Below are 11,446 nucleotides of genomic sequence, written 5' to 3'. Positions count from 1 at the left end.
TTTTCGTCTTTATCATGCTTTTTAACAATTCATATAAAATCATTGAAAAAATCATTATCGGTTTTGTTTCCATCATCGGGCTTTCCTTCTTATATGAACTGACCCTGGTAAATATAGACTGGGCCCAGGCAGGAATTCATTGGATCAAACCGGAAATACCCAAAGGTTCGGTTATTTTTGTTATGAGCCTGTTGGGAGCAGTGATTATGCCCCACAACCTTTTTCTGCATTCAGAAATAATCCAAAGCCGGCAATGGAACCTGGAAAACGAAAAAGCCATCAAAAAGCAGCTGGATTATGAGTTCTGCGACACCCTTTTCTCCATGGTCATTGGCTGGGCTATCAATAGTGCAATGATTCTTCTGGCAGCCACGACATTTTTCCAAAAAGGGATAAACGTCAATGAACTATCGCAGGCACACAGCATGCTTGAACCCCTGCTGGGGAACCATGCTGCAGGTATTTTTGCTATTGCACTTTTATTTTCAGGGGTTGCATCGACCATTACTTCTGGGATGGCCGGTGGAAGTATTTTCGCCGGTTTTTTTGGTGAGCCCTACGATATCAAAGATAACCATTCCCGGTTGGGCATTGCCTTATCGCTCGTTCTGGCATTTTTTATTCTGTTAATGATCGGAAATACTTTTAAAGCATTGATTATTTCCCAGATGGTACTTTGCCTTCAGTTGCCCTTCACTATTTTTCTGCAGATTTATCTTACTTCTTCAAAAAAAGTGATGGGGAACTATGCAAATGTGCCGACTACTAAGGCCGTCCTCTTATTATTAGGGGGAAGTGTGAGTATTTTAAATATTTTGCTTTTAGTTTATCTCATGAAAATGTAAACCATGCAAATACTATTGCCAGATAACAAATTAATTAGTAAATTTATAAGGGAGAAGGTGTAAAATGGAAGAAGTGGATTGGCTTGAAAGAACTGATTTATTGCTGGGAAAAGAGAAACTTGAAAAATTAAAAAAATCTCATGTACTTGTAGTCGGATTAGGAGGTGTAGGAGCTTATGCAGCCGAAATGATTTGCCGGGCCGGAGTGGGTAATATGACAATTGTTGATGGAGACATGATAGAAACCACAAACCGCAACAGGCAACTTCCCGCACTGGTAAGTACCGTTGGCAAAGAAAAAGCCTCATTAGTAGGGCAAAGACTGAAGGACATCAATCCCGGCCTTAATGTCCGTGCAATAAAAGCCTTTCTGAGAGACGAAGAGATGAAGGAATTCCTTGAGAATAACAAATTTGATTATGTGGTTGATGCGATTGACACACTTTCCCCTAAAATTTACCTGATCTATTTTTGTATGCAAAATCATCACAAACTGGTAAGTTCCATGGGGTCTGGAGGGAAAATGGATCCGGAACAGGTAAAAATTGCTGACATTTCTAAAACTTATGGTTGCCCACTTGCTTATGTAATCAGGAAAAAACTAAGGCACCTGGGCATAGAAAGAGGTTTTAAAGCCGTGTACAATCCGGAACCGATTCCGGCTTCAGCAATCAGGCCGGTAGAGAATGTTCAAAATAAAAAATCCACAGTGGGAACTATTTCCTATATGCCTGCAATTTTTGGATGCTTTTGTGCTTCCGTTGTGATCAGGGATTTAATTGAGGATACTTGTAATAAATAATTGCGATTTTCCGAAAATTCCAGTAGGTTTGCCTAATAAATGAACGAAATATGACTTTGGGTATTGATAATGAAAATTTAAACAAATTTATTGTTATTGGCGACAGAGTATTGATAAAGCCCAAAACGCCACAGGACCGGACAAAAACAGGTCTTTTTCTCCCGCCCGGAGTTCAGGAAAAAGAGAGCATTCAAAGCGGATATGTGATTAAGGTTGGCCCGGGTTATCCTATTCCTGCCATCAGCGATGTGGAAGAACCATGGAAAGACAGAAGAGATGATGTCAAATATGTTCCGCTACAGGCAAAAGAAGGAGATTTGGCCATTTATCTACAGGGGAACACCTTTGAAATAGAATTTAACAAAGAAAAATATGTAATTGTTTCCCAATCGTCCATTCTTATGCTGATCAGAGATAAAGATTTATTTGAATAAAATCAGATTCAGATACAAACCTGTTTACTGATTTTTTCACTTTTAAATATTAATTGATTTTCAAAAAAATGAATTCAGAATATCAAAAAATAATAGAAGAAGCCTGGGAGAACCGCTCCCTTCTTTCGGAAGCCACGACACAGGATACAATCCGGGAAATCATTGATTTGCTGGATAAAGGGCAGTTGCGAATTGCAGAACCTTCGGGTGACGGATGGAAATTAAACGAATGGCTTAAAAAAGCGGTCATTCTGTATTTTCCCATTCAAAAGATGGAAGTCATGGAAACAGGGCCCTTTGAATTTTACGATAAAATCAGGCTGAAAAAGAATTATAAAGAACTGGGAGTAAGGGTTGTTCCTCATGCCGTAGCACGTTATGGTGCATACCTGGCCAAAGGAGTGATCATGATGCCTTCGTATGTCAATATCGGCGCTTATGTTGATGAAGGCACCCTGGTTGATACCTGGGCAACGGTGGGTTCCTGTGCCCAAATCGGTAAATTCGTCCATCTAAGTGGAGGGGTTGGCATTGGCGGAGTACTTGAACCCGTTCAGGCAGCACCTGTAATTATTGAAGACCACTGCTTTATCGGTTCAAGATGCATAGTGGTAGAAGGAGCCAGGATAGGGAAAGAAGCCGTATTAGGCGCCAATACCGTTATTACTGCATCTACAAAAATCATCGATGTTACCGGTGAAAAACCTGTAATCGCCAAAGGTTATGTCCCTCCCCGCAGTGTTGTCATCCCTGGATCTTATACCCGACAATATCCTGCAGGTGAATACCAGGTTTCCTGCGCACTGATTATCGGGAAACGCAAGGAATCGACCGATAAGAAGACAACCTTAAATGATGCCTTACGGGAATATGATCTTGCTGTTTAAGTCATTCCAGTTTAAAAATGGGAATTAACTAAATGTTTGTTGACAAAAAGCATGTCCTTAAAATTTTGAGATATGAGAATAGGGTTCGATGCGAAACAGGCTTTTTATAACCGAAGCGGTCTGGGACATTACAGCAGAAATACCATAAGGCTTCTGTGTAAACATTTTCCTGAAAATGAGTATTTTTTATATACTACAGATGAGGCAAATCCAATTTTTTCAATTGAATTGCCAAATGTGAATGTGTTTATACCCAAAACCCTTGCAGGTAAAGTATTTCCAACATATTGGCGCAATTACCGGCTTACCTCAGAATTAAAAGCAGATAAAATAGATATTTACCACGGACTGGCAAATGAATTGCCGTTTTATATTCACCGTGCCCCAATTAAATCGGTAGTGACCATACATGATCTTGTTTTTATCCGCTATCCGCAATTGTATAAAAACCTGGAAAGAAGATTAATTGCAAAAAGGATTAAGTACAGCTGCCAGATTGCAGATAAGGTCGTTTCAGTCAGCCGGCAGACGAAATCAGACCTGATCAATTATTTCAACATTGACCCGGATAAAATCCAGGTTGTATACCAGGGCTGCAATCCTTTGTACCGTTCCATGATTGATGCAGAGGTGAAAAGCATGGTCAAATATAAATACGATTTGCCTAATGATTATATACTTTCTGTAGGTACCATCGAAGAAAGAAAAAACCTGATGAGTATTGTGAAAGCCATTCAAAAGGGGAAAATTGATATTTCCCTGGTAGTCATTGGAAAACCTACTCCATACCTGAAAAAAGTCCAGGAATACATTTCCGAGAACAATTTAAAATATATATATTTTATCGAAAATGTCCCATCATTAGATTTGCGGGCAATTTACCAGATGGCCAAGGCTTTTGTTTATCCCTCTGTTTTTGAGGGATTTGGAATCCCCATTCTGGAAGCCCTCAATTCGAAGGTTCCGGTAATTACGTCAAAAGGCGGATGTTTTGGAGAAGCCGGTGGTAATTCTTCATTTTATATTGATCCCAACAATGTGGACGAATTAATCGATGCCTTAAATAAAGTACTGACCGACAATGAGCTCAGGAAAAAAATGATAGAAGACGGAGTACTTTGGGCCGACAATTTCAGTGAAGATAAAATAACAACAAACTTAATGAATGTTTATACCCATTTAGTAAAATGATAGCTGAAGAGATTGAAAATGCGCTAAAAGTTTTAAAGTCAGGTGGGACTATCCTCTATCCCACCGATACCATCTGGGGCTTGGGTTGCGATGCCACCAATGCGGAAGCAGTTAGCAAAATTTTTAAAATAAAAAAAAGGGATGATTCCAAAAGTATGCTCGTCCTTATAGATAGTCTGGAACACATCTCCAATTATGTCAAAGAAGTGCCCTCCATTGCCTATGATCTGATTGAAGTAGCTGAAAATCCGCTGACTATTATTTACCCAAATGCAAAAAATCTTGCAGCCAACTTAATTCCACCGGAAGGTACTATTGGAATCAGAATAGTAAAAGATGATTTTTGCTGTCAACTCATTAAAAAGTTCAATAAACCGATTGTATCAACTTCGGCCAACATCAGTGGCATGCCTTTCCCTAAAAGTTTTCGGGAAATTTCTGCTGAATTGTTGCAGGAAGTGGATTATGTGGTCAAATGGAGGCAAAACGAACCCCCTTCTTCAGCAAAACCTTCCAGCATCATTAAACTGGAAGTTAACGGGGAAATTAAGATCATCCGGAAATAAAACGGCCTTATAAATCCATCAGGCCTTCAGGCAATGAAACATAAATAATCTCTTTCCTGTGATTCACCTTTAAAACGGTTTCTTCATTTATAGGAATGAGGATTTCTTTGCCCTTATAAAAGACTTGGAATAATGGGTTGTTGGGATATTCAATAACTCTTGACAGTTCGCCTAATTCGCCGTATTTTTTATCAACCAGGGTATATCCCCTGATTTCGGAGAAGGAAACATCCTCCAGGCTTTCACTTTCGGGGCTAACCCTCTCCCTTGCGGGAATCAATAATTTAAAGCCACATAAGCTTCTGGCCTTTTTTTCTGTGTCCACATCTTCAAACTTAACAATAAGGGTGGTGGAACTATGAACGAACGCAGAATCAATAAAAAAAGGAACCGGTTCTCCGCCTACATCGACGAAAACCGATTCCAATTCTAAAAAGTTTTCTACATCAAATCCTTGGGCTTCAATTAAAAGATCGCCTTTTACCCCATGAGGTTTGATGGATTTACCAATAAAAACAAGTTTTGTTTTTGCCATTAAATTTTTATTCAAAATTATTTTGACAAAAAGTACATGTTTATTCAGCTTTTGGAGCTTCAGGTTCTGCGGGCTTAGCCTCAGGAGTTGCTTCGGGAGCTTGGGCGGCTTGTGCTGCTTTGGCTTCCTGCGCTGCTTTAGCTTCTGCTGCAGCTTTTGCTTCTTCTTCTTCCTTTTGTTTAGCAGCTATTTCGGCATTTTTCTTTGCAATCTCAGCAGCCCTGGCTTCGTTGACCTTAGCTTCAGCTTCGAGACGTTCTTTGGCAATGCTTTCCTTATTTTGTGCCACATTTGCCTTCTTTGCCTCAATCTTGCTTTCTTTTTCCTTCAGCCATGCATCAAACTTGGCATCGGCTTGTTCCTGCGTCAAAGCGCCTTTTTTAACGCCTATCTGCAAATGATTTTTATACAATACACCTTTATACGATAAAATAGCTCTACAGGTGTCGGTAGGTTGAGCGCCCTTTTGTATCCAATCTAATGCTCTATTAAAATCTAATTCAATAGTAGCAGGAATTGTTTGAGGATTATATGCTCCAATCCTCTCGATGTATTTACCATCCCGTGGCGCCCTGCTATCAGCTATCACAATGTGATAATAAGGAATTCCTTTCCTTCCTTGTCTTGTTAATCTGACTTTTACAGGCATACTCTTTATTTAAAATTAAACCTACATTATTTAAAGAGTGCAAAATTATAATTTTATTTGTGAAATATATAATAATCCCCTAAACATTTTTCTCTTTTTAAATTTTCTGTCCTTCTTTTGTTTAAAAGAAAAATTTGCCTTAAATTACCTTTTAATTTATTCACTCTTTATTCATCTATTGCTGTTTATAATTTCAACAATTTAAGTGTATCATCCATTTTTCACTACAGCTTGATATGTTAAGACTTAAATGCTACCCTTATGAAAACGATAAAATTTTTATCAATAGTATTTATGCTGTTGATAGTGAAAAGCCTTTACGGGGTGAATTATTATGTTGATTCACAAAATGGCAAAGATACGAATAATGGAAAAAGTTCCTCCTCTCCATGGAAAACTATAGATCAGGTAAATAAAGCAATGACTGGTTTTAAACCTGGCGATTCCATTCTTTTTAAAAGGGGCCAAAATTTCGCAGGACAGATTTCTGTATCTGTTTCCGGCAGCGATGCCAGTCCCATCGTTTTCGGGGCATACGGAAGCGGGGATCCCCCCATTATTTTCGGTTCTATACCTGTAACAGGATGGGTACAATATTCCGGAAATATATATTATGCAAATGTTACTCAGACTGTCAATGAAGTATTTATTGGCAGTCCCACCACAATTACTATTAATTCCGAAAAAACCATCACCAACCAGTATAAAAGAATGACTCTGGCCCGCTACCCGAATTCCGGATGGCTTTTTACAACCAGTGGAAACGGAAATGCAGGATTTACGGACAACAAGCTTACTAATCCGGCGGGCTATTGGAATGGCTGCAATGTACATATACGTTCAGGCAACTGGACTTATGAAACCAGAAAAGTACAAAGTTATTCAAACACAAATGTGGTCTTTGATACCCCTACAGATTACAATACCCTTGACCAGAAAGGATATTTTTTTGACAACAAATTTAGTGAGCTGGATGCAGCAAATGAATGGTATTATGATCAAAGTACCAAACGTTTATATTTCTATGCCCCTCAGGGGAAAAACCCATCTGAGTTTGACGTAGAAGCATCGGTTTACGGACAAGGTGTAACTACTTCTTATAACATTACCAATATCATTATTCAGGACCTGGATTTTGAAATGCACTCTCAGTCAGGCATCACCCTGTGGTGCTCTAAAAGCATTAAAGTTTTACGCTGTAATATAAAAAATACGAATATAGGCGTTAATATTTACTGCGAAACTCCGTGGAATATAGTGGTGGATAATTGCATAATTGACAATTGCATTGATAAAGGAATAGCCACTTATGATCCACAAAATTCCATCTTCTCTAACAATATCATTACCCGGACCGGAATGGCACCCGGTTTAGGCGGAAGTAGCGATGCCTGCGCACTTGGTATTTATATCGGCGGCAATTCAAAAAATAACCTGGTCTCTAAAAATTATATAGACAGCGTCGGATATAATGGAATTCATTGTATGGGCGAAAGCAATATTGTTGAATATAACATTGTTAAAAACACTTTGCTTACTCTGAACGATGGCGGAGGACTTTATTCCTGGGGTACCTTCAGTAAAAACAACATTTTCCGCTATAACTTCGTGGACTATGTCAAGGGCGATATTACAAGTTGTCCCTTAAATACCCCATTCTCCTTCGGAATCTATCTGGATGATAATACATCAGCCTTTAAACTTCAAAATAATACCATTTCCAGGTCAACAAGTATTGGAATATTTCTTCACAATTCCACGGTTAATGAAATAACCGGCAACACGGTCTATGGTACTGAAGGCCTGCATATCTCCTATGACTGGGATGGCCAGGACAGTCACCAGACAGTAAAAAACAATGTGATTTATAATCTCGATGAAAACAAAATTCCCCTCACCATTGCTTCTCAACTATCAGCTATGGGAAATGAATCGATGGATAATAATTATTATTGTAATCCCTACAGAAATATTACCACCGCCTATAACGGTTCGGATGGGAAACAATATTATTTCGGACTGGAACAATGGAAACAATTTTCTGGTAAAGATCCCAACTCAAAAGGAAGTCTTATTTCCCTTACCCCATATATCCCCTTCGATACTTTGGGCCAGGATCTGATAAAAAACGGCACTTTTGACAGTAATCTAACAGACTGGACATACTGGTTCCTCGGCATAGATAACATGTCGTGGGCTAATGACGGAGGAATGGATCAGGGGAGTATAAAAATGTCGCTCAACCAAAGCAGTTCCGCAGCATCTTATGGTATAGTATTCAGCCCGAATTTTGATCTAAAACAAAACTCTTTTTATGCATTAAGCTCAAGTATAAAAGGATTTAATTTAGGTACCATGAATATAGATATACAACATCAGGTGGGAGATGCAAACGGTACTGTTTATTCCTCCAAAGCTGCTTTAATCACTTCGAAAAGGAATATGAATTTTGTATTTAAAACCTCCTCCTTAGCAAACACACAGAATTTTGTGTCATTTCTTTTTCCAAGAACAGGATCCGGCTTCTATCTGGATAATGTGCACTTATATGAAGTTAATGCCAAATACCAGGAGCCGACTTCAAAATCAGTTCTTTTCTCAAATCCTTCGGATTATACCAAAACATTTGACCTTCAGCAGGCAATATTTAATGATTTGGACGGCAATCAAATAACAAAAGAATTAACCCTGCAACCCTGGAGCTCTCAAATTCTGATCCTGATGGAAGGGACCTATCAACCTGTAGTCCCGACTACCGTTGAGCCTCCTTTTTATATTTATCCTAATCCGGTATTAAAAGGAAAGGATATAAAAGTAAACCTGCAGAAAATCGAGGTGAATAATCTTAAATTGAATATTTACGACAGCATTGGCCGTTTGGTTTACTCACAAAGTCTGGAGGATGGAGTAAAAGAGATAACAATAAATACAAGCAATTTTGGAGTGGGTATGTTTCTGCTGAATCTTTCCGGCATAAAATTCAGCTCTACCCATAAATTTCTTATTGTAACAAGCTTAAATTCACAATAATAAAAGACCTAAACCGAACTCATTTTTCACAGGATGATGGAATATTTAAATTCTCCCGTTCAGAAAATAAGTCTTTTTTTTACCCAGGGACATGCCAGGAGTATCAAAGCAAAAAAAAATATTGCAATCTCTATCATTATCAGAGGTATTAGCATCTTCACCAGCTTTTTGCTGGTTCCCCTTTGTTTGCATTACATTGGCTCAAAAGAATATGGGGTATGGCTTACCCTAAGTTCTATTGTACTCTGGGTAAATTTTTTTGACATTGGCCTGGGACAGGGACTGCGGAATAAATTTGCCGAAGCCATAGCAAAAGGAGATAAACAATTAGCCAAAGTTTATGTAAGTACTACTTATGCCGGCATATTAATAATTGTTTCTTCCCTGTTTCTACTCATTCTTTTATTTAATCCATTTATTTCCTGGTGCAGGGTCTTAAATGCCCCGGCTTATATGTCAGGACAATTGGAGATATTGGTATTATTCGTTTTTGGTTTTTTCCTGTTCAGATTTGTACTTGGGCTATTGGGCATAATAATTACAGCCGACCAGCGTCCTGCAATCAGCAGCAGCTTCGATACTTTAGGAAATATATTGGCCTTGCTGATCATTTTCCTTCTGACCAAAATCACGAAAGGCTCCATCCTTTATCTTGGCATTACCTTGAATGTTTCTCCCCTGTTAATCTTTCTGATCGCTTCATTTTATTTCTTCAATAATGATTACAAAGAATATAAACCTTCATTAAAATCTGTAGATTTTAAATATTTCAAGGAACTGGCAAGTTTGGGTATACAGTTTTTCATCATCAACATCGCAGTATTGGTTGTTTTTTCTTCTTCAAATGTGATTATTACCCAAATTCTGGGGCCCGAAGAGGTAACCGCTTACAATATAGCATACAAATATTTTGGAATGGTAACCATGTTTTTTGGGATTATTATCAACCCTTTATGGTCAGCATTTACTGAAGCTTATGTAAAAGAGGATTTTTCATGGATAAAAAATACCATGAAAAAATTAATTCAATTTTGGTATCTGATTGCGGCCGGTATCATAATCATGATACTTTTAGCCAATACCTTTTACCATCTTTGGGTAGGTAAAATGGTAAAGGTCTCTTTTATGCTTTCAGCAATAATGGGCATTTTTATCATTCTCAGTACCTGGTGCAATATATGGGCTTATTTTATCAATGGCACAGGGAAGATCAGATTATCCTTATATATTGCCATTTTTCAGGCAGTGGTCAATATCCCCCTTTCAATTTATTTCGGTAAAACCCTTCATCTTGGTTCTGCAGGCGTAGTTTTGGGAACCTGTACATCACTCATCATATCGGCCATCCTGGCTCCTATTCAATATAAAAAAATAGTTTCAAAAAGTGATAAAGGAATCTGGAGTAAATAAAACTGTATATCACTGTAAAGTAACCTTCCTGGAATCCACCAGTTTATAAAGTTTATCGGAACGCCTGACCAATGAATCCAAGGGTATTGAAAAACTTTTTCCTTTGGACACTTCATTTACGTTTTCCAAATCAACCCTGATTTCCTTGACGGTGGTCTGAATTACACCCGTGGTAGGGCCGATAATCAAAATTTCATCCCCGTTTTTTAAAGTACCGGTTTCCATATAAAATTCGGCTACCTTTAATTTGGAAAAATAATTTGTGCCTTTCCCAAGATAGACTTTCCTTTTGGTTGCTTTGGAACCATAAACGTTACTCCATTCGCCCAGCTTTTGTCCCAGATAATAACCATCCCAGAAGCCACGGTTAAATACAGTGGACAATTCCTGTTTCCACTTTTCAATTTTCTCAGGGGTATATGTACCGTCAGCAATGGAATTTAAAGCATCATGGTAGCAGCACACAGTGGTTTTAACATATTCAGGCCCTCTAGCCCTACCCTCAACCTTCATCACCCTTACTCCTGCATCAACCATCTTATTTAAAAAATGGATGGTACAAAGATCCTTAGGCGACATGATGTATTCATTATCAATTTCCAGTTCATAACCTGTTTCCTTGTCGGTAACAATATAAGCTTTCCTACAGGTTTGCAGGCATTTACCCCGGTTGGCCGAATAGTTTTTCTCATGCAGGCTGAGATAACATTTCCCTGATACGGCCTGGCAAAGTGCACCGTGAACAAACATTTCTATCCGCACTAAATTTCCAGACGGGCCTTTGATCCCTTCTTTTTCTATGGCTTCATGAATTCTGCATACCTGGTCGAGATTTAATTCCCTGGCAAGAACCATCACATCAGCAAACCGTGAATAAAACTTAACTGCCTCTATGTTGCATACATTCGCCTGGGTGGAAATATGAATTTCCACATCCTGCTCTCTTGCATAATTTATTACAGCAATATCGCTTGCAATAATGGCAGAAATACCTGAAGCCTTAGCCCTGTCGACCACATCTTTCATCTGTTGAATATCCTTGTCATAAATAATGATATTCAACGTCAGGTAGGATTTTATTTCATGTTCCCGGCAAA

At 38.5% G+C, this 11,446-nt stretch carries 11 protein-coding genes; 8 read left to right on the top strand and 3 right to left on the bottom strand.

Translation table 11 applies throughout. From position 1 onward, the window contains the following. From Q8907_07165 to Q8907_07140, 6 genes are all read left to right on the top strand, one after another. Positions 1–845 (top strand): Nramp family divalent metal transporter (locus tag Q8907_07165; GenBank protein MDP4274040.1); only part of this gene is annotated, 845 nt, incomplete at its 5' end. A gap of 64 nt (positions 846–909) precedes the next feature. Then, the gene (locus Q8907_07160; GenBank protein MDP4274039.1) at positions 910–1,647 is read left to right on the top strand and encodes a tRNA threonylcarbamoyladenosine dehydratase; all 738 of its coding nucleotides are present in this window, start codon (positions 910–912) and stop codon (positions 1,645–1,647) included. Positions 1,648–1,697: 50 nt separating this feature from the next. Beyond that, positions 1,698–2,081 (top strand): co-chaperone GroES family protein, encoded by a 384-nt coding sequence (locus Q8907_07155; GenBank protein ID MDP4274038.1) that lies wholly within the window; start codon positions 1,698–1,700, stop codon positions 2,079–2,081. Between the two features lie 68 nt (positions 2,082–2,149). After that, positions 2,150–2,968, top strand: a complete 819-nt coding sequence (locus Q8907_07150) for a 2,3,4,5-tetrahydropyridine-2,6-dicarboxylate N-succinyltransferase (GenBank protein MDP4274037.1) — start codon at positions 2,150–2,152, stop codon at positions 2,966–2,968. Between the two features lie 72 nt (positions 2,969–3,040). Further along, complete coding sequence (locus tag Q8907_07145; protein MDP4274036.1) at positions 3,041–4,159, top strand: glycosyltransferase family 1 protein; 1,119 nt, start codon at positions 3,041–3,043, stop codon at positions 4,157–4,159. After that, complete coding sequence (locus tag Q8907_07140; protein ID MDP4274035.1) at positions 4,156–4,725, top strand: L-threonylcarbamoyladenylate synthase; 570 nt, start codon at positions 4,156–4,158, stop codon at positions 4,723–4,725. The genes Q8907_07145 and Q8907_07140 overlap by 4 nt, the downstream gene beginning before the upstream one ends. Before the next feature lie 7 nt (positions 4,726–4,732). Here Q8907_07140 and rimM read toward each other — a convergent pair whose 3' ends face one another. Both rimM and Q8907_07130 read right to left on the bottom strand, forming a co-directional pair. Then, positions 4,733–5,260, bottom strand: a complete 528-nt coding sequence (gene rimM / locus Q8907_07135; protein ID MDP4274034.1) for a ribosome maturation factor RimM — start codon at positions 5,258–5,260, stop codon at positions 4,733–4,735. A 40-nt stretch (positions 5,261–5,300) separates the two neighbouring features. Further along, positions 5,301–5,909, bottom strand: a complete 609-nt coding sequence (locus Q8907_07130) for a 30S ribosomal protein S16 (protein ID MDP4274033.1) — start codon at positions 5,907–5,909, stop codon at positions 5,301–5,303. Between the two features lie 261 nt (positions 5,910–6,170). Here Q8907_07130 and Q8907_07125 point away from each other — a divergent pair, with 261 nt between their 5' ends. Beyond that, positions 6,171–8,939, top strand: a complete 2,769-nt coding sequence (locus tag Q8907_07125; protein ID MDP4274032.1) for a right-handed parallel beta-helix repeat-containing protein — start codon at positions 6,171–6,173, stop codon at positions 8,937–8,939. A gap of 33 nt (positions 8,940–8,972) precedes the next feature. Next, positions 8,973–10,349 carry an MATE family efflux transporter gene (locus Q8907_07120; GenBank protein ID MDP4274031.1) on the top strand — a complete coding sequence of 459 codons (1,377 nt, stop codon included), beginning with the start codon at positions 8,973–8,975 and terminating at the stop codon, positions 10,347–10,349. Between the two features lie 9 nt (positions 10,350–10,358). Here Q8907_07120 and Q8907_07115 read toward each other — a convergent pair. After that, positions 10,359–11,446: U32 family peptidase (locus tag Q8907_07115; GenBank protein ID MDP4274030.1), on the bottom strand; the 1,088-nt coding region annotated here is incomplete at its 5' end.

The sequence above is a fragment of the Bacteroidota bacterium genome, assembly GCA_030706565.1.
Taxonomy (GTDB): domain Bacteria; phylum Bacteroidota; class Bacteroidia; order Bacteroidales; family JAUZOH01; genus JAUZOH01.
The sequence above is the reverse complement of the archived record's forward strand: the minus strand, read 5'-3'. Positions and strand labels throughout refer to the sequence as shown.